Genomic DNA, 17,443 nt, shown 5'->3' on the forward strand with positions numbered 1-17,443 from the left:
GCCGGACCGCCCCTCTCGCCCGACGGGCCGACGTACACGCACTGGCCGCCCGGTGGGCGGCCGACAAAGGACCCTGGCTGTGAACTACATCATCCTCCTCCTCCCGCTCCTGGCGATCTTCCTGATGTTCCGCTCGCAGAAGAAGCGGCAGGCGCAGATGCAGACCATGCAGTCCGCTCTGCAGCCGGGTTCGGGTGTCCGCACCATCGGCGGCATGTACGCCGTGGTGAAGGCGGTCAACGACGAGACGATCGAGCTCGAGGTCGCTCCCGGCGTGGTGGCGCACTACACCAAGGGCGCCATCGCCGCGGTCCTGGAGCCGCTCGAGTACGACGCGATCATCAACGGCCGTCCCGCCGAGGACGAGTCGGAGGAGGACGCGGTCGAGGCCGTCGAGGGTACGGACGCCGACGAGAAGCCGCTGAGCCTGTCCAAGGACGAGGCGAAGGCCGGCGCCGAGGCTCCCGAGAGCAAGTAGTACGGCCGGGGGGGCCTCTCTTCCCCGACCAGCGGCATCCGCCGCGAGCCCACAGGACCTCTTGGGCCGCCGTGCGTCCGTCTCTTCCGGGCCCCGCCCTTGCGGGGTCCGGGGCCGGCCGCCGAGCGGCATGGACAGGGAGAAACGAACAAGGTGGCAACACCCAAGTCGCGGTCGCGCGACGGATACCCGGGGCGGGCGCTGGCGCTCATTCTGGTGGTCACCGTCGGCCTGGTGGCCCTCATGTTCGGGACGGGCTACACCAAGCCGCGTCTCGGTATCGACCTCGCCGGTGGCACCAGTGTCACGCTGACCGCCAAGTCGGACGATCCTTCCGCGATCAACAAGGCAAACCTCGACACCGCGGTCGGCATCATCCAGAAGCGCGTCAACGGCATGGGCGTCTCCGAGGCGGAGGTCCAGACCCAGGGCAACAGCAACATCATCGTCAACATCCCCGACGGTGGTAACACGCAGGAGTCCATCGACAAGGTCGGTGACACCGCGAAGCTGTACTTCCGCCCGGTGCTGGCCACCGCGCCGACCGGCATCAGCGCCCAGCCGCAGCCGAGCAGCGCGCCGTCGACGGCGCCCAGCGGCTCGGCCAGCCCGGCCGCCTCCGGCAGCGCCTCCGCGCCCGCCTCGCCGAGCTCCTCGGCCACCAAGGCCGGCCGCGCCCTGTCCGGCGCCCTGCAGGCCGACCCGAGCGGTTCCGCCTCGGCCCCCGCCACCGGCTCCGCCGCCCCGAGCGCCCCGACCACGCCGACCAACCCGGCCGACGTGAGCGCCGCGCTGACCCAGGGCACCGTCCCGGCCGAGCTGCAGCAGCAGTTCACCGCGCTGGACTGCTCGGTCAAGGAGCAGCGGCAGAACTACCAGAAGGCCAGCGATCCGTCCGCGCCGACCGTGGCCTGCTCGTACGACGCCGAGCAGAGCATCTGGTACAAGTTCGCGCTCGGCGGCGTCGCCGTGAACGGCCAGGACGTCACCAAGGCGCAGGCCGTCTACGACACCCAGTCCGCCAAGGGCTGGATGGTCGACCTGTCGTTCAACGACGCCGGCTCGAACGCCTTCGCGTCCACCACCGGCAAGCTCGCCACCCAGCCGGCCCCGGCGAACCAGTTCGCCATCGTGCTGGACGGCCAGGTGGTCTCCCACCCGTACGTGAGCGAGTCGATCACCGGCGGCAGCGCGGTCATCTCCGGCACCTTCACCCAGGCCGACGCCAAGTCGCTGGGCAACGTGCTCAGCTACGGCGCGCTCCCGCTGGACTTCGTGAAGAGCGACGTCACCACCGTCTCCCCGCAGCTCGGCTCCGAGCAGCTGGATGCCGGCCTGGTCGCCGGCCTGATCGGCATGGTGCTGGTGGTCGTCTACTCGCTGGTCTACTACCGCGGCCTGGGCCTGATCTCGATCGCCGGTCTGGCGGTCTCCGCGATCCTGACCTGGTCGATCATGAGCCTGCTGGGCGCCGGTGTCGGCTTCGCGCTGAACCTGCCCGCGGTCTGCGGCGCCATCGTCGCGATCGGCATCACCGCCGACTCGTTCATCGTGTACTTCGAGCGCATCCGGGACGAGGTCCGCGAGGGCGCCCAGCTGCGGCCCGCCGTGCAGCGCGCCTGGCCGCGGGCCCGGCGCACCATCCTGGTGTCGGACTTCGTGTCGTTCCTGTGTGCCGCGGTGCTGTACCTGGTGTCGGTCGGCAAGGTGCAGGGCTTCGCGTTCACGCTGGGTCTGACCACGCTGCTCGACGTCGTGGTGATCTTCCTGTTCACCAAGCCGCTGATCACGCTGCTGGCCCGCACCAAGTTCTTCTCCAGTGGTCACCCGTGGTCCGGCCTGGACCCGAAGCGGCTCGGCGCCCGTCCGCCGATCCGCGGCTCCCGCCGCCGTCCCGCCCCCTCCCAGCAGACCCAGGAGGTCTGACCCATGTCGCTCCGCAACATCGGTCACCGCCTCTACCAGGGCGAGGTCTCGTTCGACTTCGTCGGCAAGCGGAAGATCTGGTACTCGATCTCCGCGGTGATCGTCCTGGTGGCCGCGATCGGCCTGGCCATGGGCCTGCACCTGGGCATCGAGTTCAAGGGCGGCTCGGTCTACACCGTGCACAAGCCCGGGCTGTCGGTGTCGCAGGCGAAGGACACCGCCAACAAGATCACCAACTCCAACACCGCGCTGGTGCAGACCACCGACAAGGGTGACGTCCGGATCCAGATCAGCGCCGAGGAGTCGGTGTCGGCGGCGACCTTCACCAAGGAGTTCTCGCAGGCCGTCGGTGTCGACGAGAAGGACATCAACGCCCAGGTGATCGGTCCCTCCTGGGGTGCCGACATCTCCAAGAAGGCGCTGACCGGCCTGATCATCTTCATGGTCCTGGTCACCGTCTACCTGGCGATCGCCTTCGAGTGGCGGATGGCGGTGGCCGCCCTGGTCGCCCTGATCCACGACCTGCTGATCACCATCGGCGTCTACGCCCTGGTCGGCTTCGAGGTCACCCCGGGCACCGTGATCGGCTTCCTGACCATCCTCGGCTACTCGCTCTACGACACGGTCGTCGTCTTCGACACCGTGAAGGAGAACACCCGGGGTCTCACCAAGCAGTCCCGCCGCACCTACAGCGAGGCCGCCAACCACGGCCTCAACCAGACCCTGGTGCGCTCCATCAACACCACGGTCGTGGCGCTGCTGCCGGTCTCCGCGCTGCTGTTCATCGGCGGCGGCCTGCTCGGCGCGGGCACCCTCAACGACATCTCGCTGGCCCTGTTCATCGGCCTCGCCGCCGGCGCCTACTCCTCGATCTGCGTCGCCACCCCGCTGCTCGCGCAGCTCAAGGAGCAGACCCCGGAGATGAAGGCGCTGGCCAAGCGGGTCGCGCAGCGCCGGGCGTCCGAGGCCAAGGCGGCCGAGGAGGCCGCCGAGCGCGGCGAGGACGTGATGATCGACGAGGAGGTCCCGGCAGGTATGGTCGGACAGCGCAACCAGCCGACCAGCCGCACCCGGGGCAAGGGCCGGCCGTCCGGCAAGCGCTGAACCCCGCGTCGTTAAGGAACCCCCGTGACCTCCACCATCGACCCCGCCCTGACCGAGCTGCTCAACAGCCGGATCCGGGACGTGCAGGACTACCCGAAGCCGGGCGTCCTGTTCAAGGACATCGCCCCCCTGCTGGCCGACGCCGAGGCGTTCGGCGCGCTGACCCGGGCGCTGGCCGAGCGGGCGAAGGCACTCGGCGCCACCAAGGTGGTCGGCCTGGAGGCGCGGGGGTTCGTGCTGGCCGCGCCCGCCGCGGTCGCGGCCGGACTCGGGTTCGTCCCGATCCGCAAGAAGGGCAAGCTGCCCGGCGACGTGTTCTCCCGCTCGTACGACCTGGAGTACGGGTCGGCGACGCTGGAGGTGCAGTGCGACGCGTTCGCCCCCGGCGAGAAGGTGCTGGTGGTGGACGACGTGCTGGCCACCGGCGGCACCATCGCCGCCTCGCTGGACCTGGTCCAGGAGGCCGGCGCCGAGCTGGTGGGCGTCGTGGTGCTGATGGAGCTCGGTTTCCTGACGGGCCGTGAGCGGCTCGTCCCGCACCTGCACGGTGCGCCGCTGGAGACCCTGGTCGTGGTCTGACCGATCCGATCGCGCAGGTGAGCCGCCCGGGAACAGATTCCGTTCCCGGGCGGCTTTCGCTGTAGGGGGTCGGCCGAACGCGGAAGCCCGTCGCGCCGCCGGTACGATGAAGGTTGATCCGTCCGCACGTAGGAGTGTCCTTGCCCGACGAGGTTGTGCCCACGGCTGCGACTGCCAGCTCCCGCCCTTCGCCCGGCGGCATGCGGGCTCGCCTGGCCCGGCTGGGCGGACAGCGCAGTTCGATGGTCAACCCGGTGCTGGAGCCGCTGTTCCGGACCATCCGGGCCAACGACCCGAAGGCCGACCCGGCCCTGCTCAAGGACATCGAGCGGGCGTACGCGGTGGCCGAGAAGTGGCACCGCGGGCAGAAGCGCAAGAGCGGCGACCCGTACATCACGCACCCGTTGGCGGTGGCGACCATCCTGGCCGAGCTGGGGATGGACGCGCCGACGCTGATGGCGGGCCTGCTGCACGACACCGTCGAGGACACCGACTACGGCCTGGAGACGCTGCGGCACGACTTCGGCGACTCGGTGGCGCTGCTGGTCGACGGCGTCACCAAGCTGGACCGGGTGAAGTTCGGCGAGGCGGCGCAGGCGGAGACCGTCCGCAAGATGGTCGTCGCGATGGCCAAGGACCCGCGGGTCCTGGTGATCAAGCTCGCCGACCGGCTGCACAACATGCGCACGATGCGCTACCTGAAGCGGGAGAAGCAGGAGAAGAAGGCCCGCGAGACGCTGGAGATCTACGCCCCGCTGGCGCACCGGCTGGGCATGAACACCATCAAGTGGGAGCTGGAGGACCTGGCGTTCGCCATCCTCTACCCCAAGATGTACGACGAGATCGTCCGGCTGGTGGCCGAGCGCGCCCCGAAGCGCGACGAGTACCTGGCGACCGTGATCGACCAGGTGCAGGGCGACCTGCGCGGGGCGCGGATCACCGGGCAGGTGACGGGCCGACCGAAGCACTACTACTCGGTCTACCAGAAGATGATCGTCCGGGGCCGGGACTTCGCCGAGATCTACGACCTGGTGGGCATCCGGGTCCTGGTCGACACCGTCCGCGACTGCTACGCGGCGCTGGGCACCATCCACGCGCGGTGGAACCCGGTGCCGGGGCGGTTCAAGGACTACATCGCGATGCCCAAGTTCAACATGTACCAGTCGCTGCACACGACGGTGATCGGCCCCGGCGGCAAGCCCGTCGAACTGCAGATCCGCACCTTCGACATGCACCGCCGCGCCGAGTACGGCATCGCCGCGCACTGGAAGTACAAGCAGCGGGCGGTGGCCGGCGCGTCCAAGGTGCGCACCGACACCCCGACCCACAAGCGGCAGCACGACAAGGCCGACGCGGTCAACGAGATGGCCTGGCTGCGGCAGCTGCTGGACTGGCAGAAGGAGACCGAGGACCCCAGCGAGTTCCTGGAGTCGCTGCGCTTCGACCTGTCCAGCAACGAGGTCTTCGTGTTCACCCCGAAGGGTGACGTGATAGCGCTGCCCGCGCAGGCCACCCCGGTGGACTTCGCGTTCGCGGTGCACACCGAGGTCGGCTGCCGGTGCATCGGCGCCCGGGTGAACGGCCGGCTGGTGCCGCTGGAGTCGACGCTGGAGAACGGCGACACGGTCGAGGTCTTCACCTCCAAGGCGGAGAACGCCGGCCCGTCCCGGGACTGGCTGAACTTCGTGAAGTCGCCGCGGGCCCGGAACAAGATCCGCGCCTGGTTCTCCAAGGAGCGCCGCGAGGAGGCGATCGAGCAGGGCAAGGAGGCGATCGCCCGGACCATGCGCAAGCAGGGCCTGCCGATCCAGCGGATCCTCACCGGGGACTCGCTGGTCACGCTGGCCCACGAGATGCGCTACCCGGACATCTCCTCGCTGTACGCGGCGATCGGCGAGGGCCACGTCGCCGCGCCCGCGATCGTGCAGAAGCTGGTCCAGGCGATGGGCGGCGAGGACGGCGCGGTCGACGACCTCGCCGAGACGGCCACCCCGTCCCACCAGCCGCGTTCGATGCGCCGCCGGGCCAAGGGCGACCCGGGCGTGATCGTCAAGGGCGTGGACGACGTGTGGGTGAAGCTGGCGCGCTGCTGCACGCCGGTGCCCGGCGACCCGATCGTCGGCTTCATCACCCGCGGCAACGGCGTCTCGGTGCACCGCGCGGACTGCGTCAACGTCGAGTCCCTGCAGCAGCAGCCCGAGCGGATCATCGACGTCGAGTGGGCGGCCACCCAGTCCTCGGTGTTCCTGGTGGCCATCCAGGTGGAGGCGCTGGACCGCTCCCGGCTGCTGTCGGACGTCACCCGGGTGCTCTCGGACCAGCACGTCAACATCCTGTCCGCGGCGGTGCAGACCTCCCGCGACCGGGTGGCGATGAGCCGGTTCACCTTCGAGATGGGCGACCCCAAGCACCTCGGCCACGTGCTGAAGGCCGTCCGCGGCGTCGAAGGCGTGTACGACGTGTACCGGGTCACCTCGGCCCGCAACAAGTAGCACTCCGCGCGCAGCACTCCGGGTGCAGGCCGCCCCCACCCCGCCGACACTGGCCGGGTGGGGGCGGCCCGCTGATTCCCGGAGGCACCGTGCACACGACTCGGACGATGACGGCGGTGGCGGGCGCGGCGGCGGCCGTCGCCGCCCTGACGGCCGGCTGCGGCGGCTCGGGCGGCTCCACCGGACCGGCCGCCGCGGCCAGCCCCGCGGCGGCCACCGCGACCGCCGGCACGCCGGCCCCCGGCGTCGACAACGGGGTGGCCGGGCTGTCGGCCGCCGAGATCCTGCAGCGCTCCGCCCAGGCGCTCCGGGACGCCCGCTCGGTGCGGGCGGTCGGCACCATCGCCGGCGGCGGGCAGCCGATCACCATGGACCTGCGGCTGGACACCGACGGCAACTGCACCGGCACGCTCAGCCAGACCGACGTCGGCGGCTTCCAGGTGGTCAAGGCCGGGCATCAGCTGTGGGTCAAACCCGACCAGGCGTTCTGGCAGAGCCACGGCGGGTCCGCGCTCTCCGACCAGGTCGGCGACCGGTACCTGAAGACCACCAGCGACGACCCGGACTTCGGCGAGATCGGCACCCTGTGCGACCTCGGCGGCCTCGCCGACCAGCTCGGCGCCGCCACCAGCGACCTGACCAAGGGCGCCACCACCACCGTGCAGGGCCGCCCGGCCGTCCCGCTGGCCCGCAGCACCGACACCGGCACCGCCACCCTGTACGTGGCCGCCCAGGGGCCGCCGGTGCCGCTGCGGCTGGAGCAGGACGTCGGCGCGGTCGACTTCGGCGAGTTCGGCACGCCGGTGCCCTCCGCCACCCCCGGCCCCGACCAGAGCCTGGACATCGACCGGCTCCAGCAGCCCGAGGCCACCCCGACCACGGTCTGAGGGCGGGTGTGACGAAGGGGCCCGGCCGCCGTACGGCGGCCGGGCCCCTTCAGTGACGCGACGTCAGGAGGTGAACTCCTGCAGCGACTTCTGGGCCTGGTCGAGCAGCGCCTGACGGCCCGCCAGCTCCGCCTCCAGCTTGGCGGCCTTGGACGCGTTGCCGGCCGCGCGGGCCTTGTCCAGGTCGGCCTGCAGCTTGTCGACGGCGGACTGCAGCAGCGCGGTCATGCCAGTGGCCCGGGCCCGGGCCTCCGGGTTGGAGCGCTGCCACTCGGCCTCCTCGGCCTCGCGGACGGCGCGCTCCACCGTGGCCAGCCGGCCGTCCAGCTTCGGACGGGCGTCGCGCGGGACGTGGCCGATGGCCTCCCAGCGCTCGGCGACCTCGCGCAGCGCGGCCTTGGCGGCCTTCAGGTCGGTGATCGGCAGGATCGCCTCGGCCTCGACCAGCAGCGCCTCCTTGGCCTTCTGGTTCTCGCCCTGCTCGGCGTCGCGCTCGGAGAACGCGGCGGACCGGGCCTGGAAGAAGACGTCCTGGGCGCCGCGGAAGCGGGCCCACAGCTCCTCCTCCGCCTCGCGCTGGGCGCGGCCGGCGGCCTTCCAACGGGTCATCAGGTCGCGGTAGGCGGCCGCGGTCGGGCCCCAGTCGGTGGACTCGGCGAGCTGCTCGGCCTCGGCGACCAGCTTCTCCTTGACCGTGCGGGCGTTGTCGCGCTCCGAGTCCAGGGCCGCGAAGTGCGCCTTGCGGTGCTTGGAGAACACCGAGCGGGCGTGCGAGAAGCGGTGCCACAGCTCGTCGTCGCTCTTGCGGTCCAGGCGCGGCAGCGCCTTCCAGCTGTCGACCAGGGCGCGCAGCCGGTCGCCGGCCTCCCGCCACTGGTTGGACTCGGCGAGCTGCTCGGCCTCGGCGACCAGCGCCTCCTTGGCGGCGCGGGTCTCCTCCTGGGCCTTCGCCCGGGCGGCCTTGCGCTCGCTCTGCCGGGTCTCGATCTCCCCGGCCAGCGTGTCCAGGCGCTTGGCCAGCGACTCCAGGTCGCCGACCGCGTGCGCCTCGACGACCTGCGCGCGCAGGTGCTCCAGCGCGGCCTGCGCCTCCTTGGCGGCCAGGTCGGTCTTGCGCACCCGGTGCTCCAGGAGGGCGGTCTCCGCCTCCAGGCCCTGGAACTTGCGCTCGAAGTAGGCGAGGGCCTCCTCGGGAGAGCCGGCCTGCCAGGAGCCGACCTGGCGTTCGCCGTCGGCCGTCCTCACGTAGACGTTCCCCTGCTCGTCGACACGGCCCCACGGGTCGCTGCTCACAGCGCCTCCTCCACATGACGCCACGCCCACGGGCGGGAGCGTCGTCCACAGTTGATGTGCGGCGAACCGATGGAGTCCGCCGTCCCGAGCCGTCGTTGTCGTGCCGAGGGTGACGGCCGACGGTCTGGGCACCCTATACAACAGCAACATAGGCGACCAGCGCCGGTGCTGTCCGCATCCGGCGCCGGTCGATTTTCGCGGCGGGTCAGCCCTTGGTCGCGGTGATGCTCTTCACGTCGACCGGGGTGGCCGGCGGGCCGTCCGTGCCGCCGCCCTTGACGCCGGCCTGGGCGAGCTTCTGGAGCGCGTCCAGGCCACCGGTGATCTTGCCGAACGGGGTGTAGCTGGGCGGCAGTTGGGTGTCCTTGTAGACCAGGAAGAACTGGCTGCCGTTGGTGTTCGGGCCGGCGTTGGCCATCGCCACGGTGCCCGCCGGGTAGGTCGCGCCGGTCAGGTTCTCGTCGGTGAACTGGTAGCCCGGGCCGCCGGAGCCGGTGCCGGTCGGGTCGCCGCACTGGAGCACGTAGATGCCCTCGGTGGTGAGCCGGTGGCACTTGGTGTTGTCCCAGAACTGCTGGCCGGCCAGGAACACGAAGGAGTTGACGGTGTGCGGGGCCTTCGCCGCGTCCAGCGAGAAGGTCACCTTGCCCGCCGAGGTGTCCAGCGTCGCGGTGTACGGCGCCGCCGTGTCGATCGACATGGCCGGCTCGGCCGCCCACTTCTTGCCCTGCGACGACGGGGCCGGGGCGGCGGACGCCTTCTTGTCGTCCTTCTTGTCCGAGCTGAACACACCGGCCGCGGCCGCGCCGACGCCCGCCAGCACCACCAGGGCCGCCACCGAGGCGACCACGGCGTTGCGCTTCTTGCGCTTGGCCGCGGCCGTGGCGCGCGCCTCCATCTGGCGCTTGTACTTCTCGCGGGCGAGCTCCCGCCGACGCTGTTCGCTGCTGACCACCGGGCGTGTCTCCTACTGCGCTGTGGGGAGTCGGACTTGTGACTGTCGGGTGCGCATCGTCGCACCTGTCGGCGGCCAAGTGTAGGGACCCCGCGCGTCAGCTCGGGATCAACGCCACATGAGAAAGGCCTGAACGCGCCCGGGAACCGGTTCGCCCGCGGCCCGGTGCCGCCGGTAGGCTGCGGGGGAAAGAAGACCGCCACCGCATGAAACGAAGGACTCGCGTGTTCGTCGCCGGATTCCCCGCCGGGGCCTGGGGCACCAACTGCTACCTGGTCGCACCCGCCGCCGGCGAGGAGTGCGTGATCGTCGATCCCGGGCACGAAGCGGCAAGCGGCGTCGAGGAGTTGATCCGCGAGCACCGGCTCAAGCCGGTCGCGGTCCTGCTCACCCACGGCCACATCGACCACGTCGCCTCGGTGGTCCCGGTCTGCGGCGCCACGGGCGTCCCGGCCTGGATCCACCCCGAGGACCGGTACATGATGGCCGACCCGGAGAAGGCCCTCGGCCGCTCCCTCGGGCAGCAGCTGATGGGCTCCCTCACCGTCGGAGAACCGGACGACGTCCGTGAGTTGACCGACGGCGCCGTGCTCGACCTGGCCGGCCTGCAGCTCACCGTCGACCATGCGCCCGGCCATACCAAGGGGTCGGTGACGTTCAGGACGCCCGCCGCGGAAGCCATTCCGCCGGTGCTGTTCTCGGGCGACCTGCTGTTCGCCGGCTCCATCGGGCGTACCGACCTCCCGGGCGGAGACAGCGGCGCGATCATGCGCTCGCTGGCCCGAGTGTGCCTGCCCCTCGACGACGCGACCGTGGTGCTCTCCGGCCACGGCCCCCAGACCACCATCGGCCGAGAGCGCGCCGCCAACCCCTTCCTCCGGCAGGTGGGCGAGGCGCAGGGCGCGCCGGTCTTCCCGCGACGAGGAATGTGACGGAAGAGAAGTTGAGCACCTTCACCGCCCCCAAGGGCACCTACGACCTGCTGCCCACGGTGAACTCCGCGGCCTACCTGGCGATCCGCGAGCGGCTGTCCGCGCCGCTGCGCCGCGCCGGGTACGGCTACGTCGAGACCCCCGTGTTCGAGGACGTCAAGCTGTTCTCCCGCGGCGTCGGCGAGTCCACCGACATCGTCACCAAGGAGATGTTCACCCTCGCCAGGCGCCCGGAGAGCAGCGAGGACCTCGCGCTGCGCCCCGAGGGCACCGCCTCGGTGGTCCGGGCCACCCTGGAAGCCAACCTGCACAAGCTCGGCAACCTGCCGGTCAAGCTCTGGTACTCGGGCAACTTCTACCGCTACGAGCGCCCGCAGAAGGGCCGCTACCGGCAGTTCTCGCAGGTCGGCGCGGAGGCGCTCGGCGCCGAGGACCCGGCGCTGGACGCCGAGCTGATCATCCTCGCCGACGACGCCTTCCGCTCGCTCGGCCTGCGCGAGTACCGGCTGCTGCTGAACTCGCTCGGCGACCAGCAGTGCCGCCCGATCTACCGCGCCGCCCTGGTCGAGTTCCTCGCGGGCCTCGACCTGGACGAGGACACCCGCCGCCGGGCCGAGATCAACCCGCTGCGCGTCCTGGACGACAAGCGCGAGGCCGTGCAGGCCCAGCTGGTGGACGCGCCCAAGCTGCGCGACTACCTGTGCGAGGACTGCAAGGCGTACGACGAGAAGGTCCGCGAGCTGCTCACCGCCGCCGGGGTCGCGTTCGTCGACGACCCCAAGCTGGTGCGCGGCCTGGACTACTACACCCGCACCACCTTCGAGTTCGTGCACGGCGGCCTCGGCTCGCAGTCCGCGATCGGCGGCGGCGGCCGCTACGACGGCCTGTCCGAGATGCTGGGCGGCCCGGCGCTGCCCTCGGTCGGCTGGGGCCTGGGCGTGGACCGCACCTTCCTCGCGCTGGAGGCCGAGGGCATCGAGCTCGACCTGCCCGTCACCACCGAGGTGTACGCGGTCGCGCTCGGCGAAGAGGCCAAGAACGTGCTGTTCGCGAAGACCGTCGAGCTGCGCCGGGCCGGTGTCGCCACCGACCTCGCGTTCGGCGTCAAGAGCATCAAGAACGCCATGAAGTCCGCGAACAGGTCCGGGGCGCGCTTCGCCCTGATCGCGGGCGACCGGGACCTCGCCGAGGGCGTGGTCCAGCTCAAGGACATGGAGTCCGGCGAGCAGACCCCCGTCTCCCTGGAGGCGCTCGTCACCACCCTGAAGGAGAAGCAGCTGTGATCCGCACGCACGACGCGGGCACGCTCCGACCGGAGCACGCCGGCACCACCGTCACCCTGGCCGGCTGGGTGGCCCGCCGCCGTGACCACGGCGGCGTGGCCTTCATCGACCTGCGGGACGCCTCCGGCACCGTGCAGGTCGTGGTCCGCGACCTGGAGTCGGTGCACGGGCTGCGCTCCGAGTACTGCGTGAAGGTGATCGGCGACGTCCGGGTCCGCCCGGAGGGCAACGAGAACCCGGACATCCCGACCGGCGCCGTCGAGGTCGTCGTCGAGTCCATCGAGGTGCTGTCCGAGGCCGCGCCGCTGCCGTTCCAGGTCGCCGAGTACGAGCCCGGCTCGGTCAACGAGGAGGTGCGGCTCCGCTACCGCTACCTCGACCTGCGCCGCGAGGGCCCGGCCCGCGCGCTGCGGCTGCGCTCGAAGGTCAACCACATCATCCGCACGGTGATGGAGGAGAACGACTACCTCGACATCGAGACGCCGTACCTGACCCGCTCCACCCCCGAGGGCGCCCGCGACTTCCTGGTCCCGGTCCGCCTCCAGCCCGGCCACTGGTACGCGCTGCCGCAGTCCCCGCAGCTGTTCAAGCAGCTGCTGATGGTGGCCGGCATGGAGCGCTACTACCAGATCGCCCGCTGCTTCCGCGACGAGGACTTCCGCGCCGACCGGCAGCCGGAGTTCACCCAGCTGGACATCGAGGCCTCGTTCGTCGACCAGGAGGACATCCTGGCCCTCGGCGAGAAGATCATCGCCGCGATCTGGCGCGAGGTGCACGGGTACGAGATCCCCAACCCGCTGCCGCGGATGACGTACGTCGACGCCATGTCGCGCTACGGCTCCGACAAGCCGGACGTCCGCTTCGGCCAGGAACTCACCGACCTGACCGACTACTTCAAGGGCACCGAGTTCCGGGTCTTCCAGGCCCCGTACGTCGGCGCGGTCGTCATGCCCGGCGGCGCCTCGCAGCCCCGCAAGCAGCTCGACGCCTGGCAGGACTGGGCGAAGGCCCGCGGCGCCCGCGGCCTCGCGTACGTCCTGGTGGACGCCGAGACCGGCGAGCTGCGCGGCCCGGTCGCCAAGAACCTGTCCGAGGAGCACCTGGCCGGCCTGGCCGCCGCCGCCGGCGCCAAGCCCGGCGACGCGGTGTTCTTCGCGGCCGGCAAGAAGACCGCCTCGCAGGAGCTGCTCGGCGCGGCCCGCCTGGAGATCGGCCGCCGCTGCAACCTGATCGACGAGTCCCAGTGGGCCTTCCTCTGGGTCGTGGACTTCCCGATGTTCGAGCCGATCGAGGACGACAAGGGCGAGTTCCAGGGCTGGCACGCGGTGCACCACCCGTTCACCGCGCCCACCGCCGAGTCGCTCGCCACCTTCGACACCGACCCGGGCAGCGCGCTCTCCAACGCGTACGACCTGGTGCTCAACGGCTCGGAGCTGGGCGGCGGTTCGATCCGTATCCACCAGCGCGACGTGCAGAAGCGGGCGTTCGACGCGATCGGCCTGTCCGAGGAGGAGGCGGCCTCGCAGTTCGGCTTCCTGCTGGACGCCTTCAACTACGGCCCCCCGCCGCACGGCGGCATCGCGCTCGGCCTGGACCGCGTGGTCACCCTGCTGGGCGGCTACGACACCATCCGGGACGTCATCGCCTTCCCGAAGACCTCCACCGGCGGCGACCCGCTGACCGGCGCCCCCACCCCGATCACCCCGGCCCAGCGCCGGGAGGCCGGCGTGGACGCCAAGCCGAAGGCCAAGGACGCCGCCAAGGCGGAGGCCGAGCCCACCGCCTGACGCACCGTCGGTAACTGACGGCACATCACAAAGATCACGATTCGTTCCGGCCCCGGTCGGTGCGCGCCCACCAGGAGTAGGCTCGCACCGCCCGGGGCCGGATCACTGCACGACGGGGTGCAGGGCGCAAGAGGGGTCAAGGATGACCGTACGAACCAGAGTTGAACTCCCCACCGACACCGCCGAGACCCGGCGCGTGCACATGGCGGCCTTCCCAGGCCCCGAAGAGGCGGACCTGGTGGACGCGCTGCGCCGCGACCCCGCCTGGCTGCCCGAACTCTCCCTGGTCGCCGTCGACGACCGCGAGGTCGTCATCGGCCACGCCCTGCTCACCCGGCTGAAGATCGGCAGCGGCAAGGGGCTCGCCCTGGCACCCGTCGCCGTCGCCCCCGAATGGCAGCGCAAGGGCGTCGGCAGCGCCGTCGTCCGGGCCGCGCTGACCGCCGCCGCGGAGGCCGGCGAGCGCGTCGTGGTGGTCCTCGGCGAGCCCGGGTACTACGGCCGGTTCGGCTTCGAGCCCGCCTCGGGACACCGCATCAGCGGCCCGTTCGACGTCCCCGACGCGTACTTCCAGGCGCTCGTGCTGCCCGGCGCGGACCGCGCCCCGCACGGCATGTGCCGCTACGCCGCGCCGTTCGACGAGGTCTGACCCGCTCCGTTCGCCAGTGGCCGCCGGCCGACCTGCGTCGACCACCGGCGGCCCGTAGCCTGAGTGATCATCATCAGTGCGGTGGTCGGAAGGTGTGCGAAGTGGCGAACCCCAAGCGTGGCAAGAAGGCCGGCGGCGCCAAGGGCGTCCAGCGGGTTCCCAAGCGGATCTACGAAGCCGAACTGATCCGGCTCCAGCAGGAACTGGTCAAGATGCAGGAATGGGTGCGCACCGAAGGCACCCGGATGGTCGTGATCTTCGAAGGCCGGGACGCCGCCGGCAAGGGCGGCGCGATCAAACGCGTCACCGAGTACCTCAATCCCCGCATCGCCCGGATCGTCGCCCTCCCCGCCCCCACCGAACGCCAGCGCGGCCAGTGGTACTTCCAGCGCTACGTCGAACAGCTCCCGGCGGCCGGCGAGATGGTGCTGTTCGACCGCTCCTGGTACAACCGGGCCGGCGTCGAGAAGGTCATGGGCTTCTGCACCGAGGAGGAGTACTGGCAGTTCCTCCACCAGTGCCCCACCTTCGAACGGATGCTCATCGAGGCGGGCATCGTGCTCCGCAAGTACTGGTTCTCGGTCAGCGACATCGAACAGGAACGCCGCTTCCGCGACCGCCTCGACGACCCCATGCGGCAGTGGAAGCTCTCACCCATGGACGTCGAATCCATCACCCGCTGGGAGGAGTACTCCCGGGCCAAGGACGAGATGTTCGTCTACACGGACATCCCCGAATCCCCGTGGAACGTCGTCGACAGCGACGACAAGCGTCGCGCCCGCCTCAACATGATCGCCCACCTGCTCTCCACCGTCCCGTACCGCGAGGTGGTCCGCCCCGCGGTCACCCTGCCGGCCAGGCCCGAACCGCGCGGCTACCAGCGGCCGCCGCGCGACCTCCAGAAGTACGTCTTCGACCACGCCGCGACGCTGCTCGCGCGGTGACCGCCCCCGGTTGACCGGTGCGGTTCGGCGGGCGTGCGATGGAGGGGATCCCGCAACGGCTGGAGGCACTCCATGTACGTCCGCACCGTCTACGCGACCGGCGACCCGGCCCTGCTGGAGGACAGCCTCGACGCACTGCGCGGCGAATCCGTCGAACTCCTCTCCGGCCAACCCGGCTACCGCGGCTACGGCCTGTTCGCCAACCGCCAACTCGGCACCCTCACCATGGCCTCCTGGTGGGACACCCCCGAGCACGAGGCCGCCAGCGACACCGCACTGGCCGACCGCCGCGACACCCTGCTCGTCCCCTTCGCCGCCACCGTCGCCGTCAACCGCTGGGACGTCGCCGCAGCCGAACCCGGCCCCGCCGTCGAGAACGGCGGCTTCCGGCTCACCCGATTCGCGTACGACCCGGCGGCCGTGGACGGGGTCGTGAAGGGCTTCGAGGAGAGCGGCCTGCCGGCGATCAGGGAGATCGACGGGTACGTGGGGGCCGCCATGCTCATCGACCGCGAGCGGTCGGTGGGCGTGGTCGGCACGATCTTCGCCGACCGGCAGGCCTTCGCCGCCTCCCGCGCGGCCCAGGCGGCGGTGCGGTCGGCGGCGAGCAAGGCGTCGGGGACGGTGATCTACGGGATGGAGGAGTTCGACGTGGTCCTGCTGCACAGGTCGCAGTAGGAGCACCGCCAGGGGCGGGAGGTACCCCCACGCGCCCCTGTTCGTGTCCCCCCTCCCGTATAGGCTCTCGTACTGTGGACGAGCCCGACCTTTTCACCCATGCAGCCGAGGAACGTCAGAACGCCGAGCCGGGGCGCGCCCCACTCGCGGTGCGGATGCGGCCGCGGACGCTGGACGAAGTGGCCGGCCAGCAGCAGCTGTTGAAGGAGGGGTCGCCGCTGCGGCGGCTGGTCGCGGGGGCGAAGGGGCCGGCGGCGACGAGCTCGGTGATCCTGTGGGGGCCGCCGGGGACGGGGAAGACCACGCTGGCGCACGTGATCAGCCAGGCGGTGGAGGGCAGGTTCGTCGAACTCTCGGCGATCACGCACGGGGTGAAGGAAGTCCGCGCGGTGATCGACGGCGCCCGGCGGGCGGTCGGGATGACCGGCCGGGAGACGGTGCTGTTCCTGGACGAGATCCACCGGTTCTCCAAGGCGCAGCAGGACTCGTTGCTGCCCGCCGTGGAGAACCGCTGGGTGACGCTGATCGCCGCGACCACCGAGAACCCGTACTTCTCGATCATCTCGCCGCTGCTGTCGCGCTCCCTGCTGCTCACCCTGGAGTCGCTGACCGACGAGGACATCCGCACGCTGCTGCGCCGGGCGACCACGGACGAGCGGGGCCTGGGCGGCAGCGTGGAGCTGAGCGAGGACGCCGAGGACCACCTGGTGCGGCTGGCCGGGGGCGACGCACGGCGGGCGCTGACCATGCTGGAGGCGGCGGCCGGGGCGGCGCTGGAGCAGGGCGGGGGCGTGCTGACGCTGGCGGCCACCGAGACGGCGGTGAACCGGGCGGCGGTGCGGTACGACCGGGACGGCGACCAGCACTACGACGTGGCGAGTGCGTTGATCAAGTCGATCCGGGGCAGTGACGTGGACGCCACGCTGCACTACCTGGCGCGGATGATCGAGGCGGGGGAGGACCCGCGGTTCATCGCCCGGCGGCTGATGATCTCGGCCAGTGAGGACATCGGCCTGGCCGATCCGACGGCGCTGCCGACGGCCGTCGCGGCCGCGCAGGCGGTCGCGCTGATCGGGTTCCCGGAGGCGCGGATCATCCTGTCGCAGGCGGCGATCGCGCTGGCGCTGGCGCCGAAGTCGAACGCCGCGTACCTGGCGATCGACGCCGCGCTGGCGGACGTCCGGCAGGGGCTGGCGGGCGCGGTGCCGGCGCACCTGCGGGACGCGCACTACGGCGGGGCGAAGAAGCTCGGGCACGGCAAGGGCTACCAGTACCCGCACGACCTGCCGGAGGGCATCGCCGCGCAGCAGTACGCGCCGGACGCGGTGCACGGCAAGGAGTACTACCGGCCGACCCGGCGCGGCGGGGAGGCCCGGTACGCGGAGATCGCGGAGTGGACCAGGGCCCGGCTCAAGGGCGAGTGAAACCCGTGTAGCTACACCCTGTAGACTGTCCG

General features: G+C 71.3%; 15 protein-coding genes. 13 read left to right on the forward strand and 2 right to left on the reverse strand.

Going from position 1 to position 17,443, the window contains the following annotated elements; all coding sequences use genetic code 11:
- The first annotated feature begins 79 nt into the window (after nucleotides 1–79).
- From yajC to CG736_RS05690, 6 genes are all read left to right on the forward strand, one after another.
- On the forward strand, nucleotides 80–478 hold the full coding sequence (gene yajC, locus CG736_RS05665; RefSeq protein WP_229847630.1) for a preprotein translocase subunit YajC: 399 nt from the start codon (nucleotides 80–82) through the stop codon (nucleotides 476–478).
- A gap of 153 nt (nucleotides 479–631) precedes the next feature.
- The gene (secD, locus tag CG736_RS05670) at nucleotides 632–2,404 is read left to right on the forward strand and encodes a protein translocase subunit SecD (protein WP_369879883.1); all 1,773 of its coding nucleotides are present in this window, start codon (nucleotides 632–634) and stop codon (nucleotides 2,402–2,404) included.
- Nucleotides 2,405–2,407: 3 nt separating this feature from the next.
- A complete protein-coding gene (gene secF, locus CG736_RS05675) occupies nucleotides 2,408–3,508 on the forward strand; it encodes a protein translocase subunit SecF (protein WP_100585074.1) in 1,101 nt (366 codons plus the stop codon).
- A gap of 24 nt (nucleotides 3,509–3,532) precedes the next feature.
- On the forward strand, nucleotides 3,533–4,087 hold the full coding sequence (locus CG736_RS05680; protein WP_100585075.1) for an adenine phosphoribosyltransferase: 555 nt from the start codon (nucleotides 3,533–3,535) through the stop codon (nucleotides 4,085–4,087).
- A 200-nt stretch (nucleotides 4,088–4,287) separates the two neighbouring features.
- Nucleotides 4,288–6,579: a bifunctional (p)ppGpp synthetase/guanosine-3',5'-bis(diphosphate) 3'-pyrophosphohydrolase gene (locus tag CG736_RS05685; protein WP_100585076.1), complete on the forward strand. Its 2,292-nt coding sequence runs from the start codon at nucleotides 4,288–4,290 to the stop codon at nucleotides 6,577–6,579.
- A gap of 89 nt (nucleotides 6,580–6,668) precedes the next feature.
- Nucleotides 6,669–7,466, forward strand: a complete 798-nt coding sequence (locus CG736_RS05690) for a hypothetical protein (protein WP_157815430.1) — start codon at nucleotides 6,669–6,671, stop codon at nucleotides 7,464–7,466.
- A gap of 63 nt (nucleotides 7,467–7,529) precedes the next feature.
- Here the strand turns inward: CG736_RS05690 and CG736_RS05695 are convergent, their stop codons facing one another.
- Both CG736_RS05695 and CG736_RS05700 read right to left on the reverse strand, forming a co-directional pair.
- Nucleotides 7,530–8,759: a DUF349 domain-containing protein gene (locus CG736_RS05695; RefSeq protein ID WP_100585078.1), complete on the reverse strand. Its 1,230-nt coding sequence runs from the start codon at nucleotides 8,757–8,759 to the stop codon at nucleotides 7,530–7,532.
- A gap of 205 nt (nucleotides 8,760–8,964) precedes the next feature.
- Nucleotides 8,965–9,714: a peptidylprolyl isomerase gene (locus tag CG736_RS05700; protein ID WP_100585079.1), complete on the reverse strand. Its 750-nt coding sequence runs from the start codon at nucleotides 9,712–9,714 to the stop codon at nucleotides 8,965–8,967.
- 224 nt (nucleotides 9,715–9,938) lie between these two features.
- Here CG736_RS05700 and CG736_RS05705 point away from each other — a divergent pair, with 224 nt between their 5' ends.
- From CG736_RS05705 to CG736_RS05735, 7 genes are all read left to right on the forward strand, one after another.
- Nucleotides 9,939–10,646, forward strand: coding sequence for an MBL fold metallo-hydrolase (locus CG736_RS05705; protein ID WP_100585080.1), 708 nt, complete (start codon nucleotides 9,939–9,941; stop codon nucleotides 10,644–10,646).
- 11 nt (nucleotides 10,647–10,657) lie between these two features.
- Nucleotides 10,658–11,929 carry a histidine--tRNA ligase gene (gene hisS / locus CG736_RS05710; RefSeq protein WP_100585588.1) on the forward strand — a complete coding sequence of 424 codons (1,272 nt, stop codon included), beginning with the start codon at nucleotides 10,658–10,660 and terminating at the stop codon, nucleotides 11,927–11,929.
- Nucleotides 11,926–13,716: an aspartate--tRNA ligase gene (gene aspS / locus CG736_RS05715; protein WP_043908554.1), complete on the forward strand. Its 1,791-nt coding sequence runs from the start codon at nucleotides 11,926–11,928 to the stop codon at nucleotides 13,714–13,716. Before hisS ends, aspS begins: the two co-directional genes overlap by 4 nt.
- Before the next feature lie 142 nt (nucleotides 13,717–13,858).
- On the forward strand, nucleotides 13,859–14,365 hold the full coding sequence (locus tag CG736_RS05720) for a GNAT family N-acetyltransferase (RefSeq protein ID WP_100585081.1): 507 nt from the start codon (nucleotides 13,859–13,861) through the stop codon (nucleotides 14,363–14,365).
- 167 nt (nucleotides 14,366–14,532) lie between these two features.
- Nucleotides 14,533–15,309 carry a polyphosphate kinase 2 gene (gene ppk2, locus CG736_RS05725; protein WP_369879985.1) on the forward strand — a complete coding sequence of 259 codons (777 nt, stop codon included), beginning with the start codon at nucleotides 14,533–14,535 and terminating at the stop codon, nucleotides 15,307–15,309.
- A gap of 72 nt (nucleotides 15,310–15,381) precedes the next feature.
- Nucleotides 15,382–15,987, forward strand: a complete 606-nt coding sequence (locus tag CG736_RS05730; RefSeq protein ID WP_100585083.1) for a hypothetical protein — start codon at nucleotides 15,382–15,384, stop codon at nucleotides 15,985–15,987.
- Nucleotides 15,988–16,061: 74 nt separating this feature from the next.
- Complete coding sequence (locus CG736_RS05735; protein ID WP_100585084.1) at nucleotides 16,062–17,411, forward strand: replication-associated recombination protein A; 1,350 nt, start codon at nucleotides 16,062–16,064, stop codon at nucleotides 17,409–17,411.
- The last annotated feature ends 32 nt before the right edge of the window (nucleotides 17,412–17,443 follow it).

The sequence above is a fragment of the Kitasatospora sp. CB02891 genome (genome assembly GCF_002803145.1).
GTDB lineage: Bacteria > Actinomycetota > Actinomycetes > Streptomycetales > Streptomycetaceae > Kitasatospora > Kitasatospora griseola.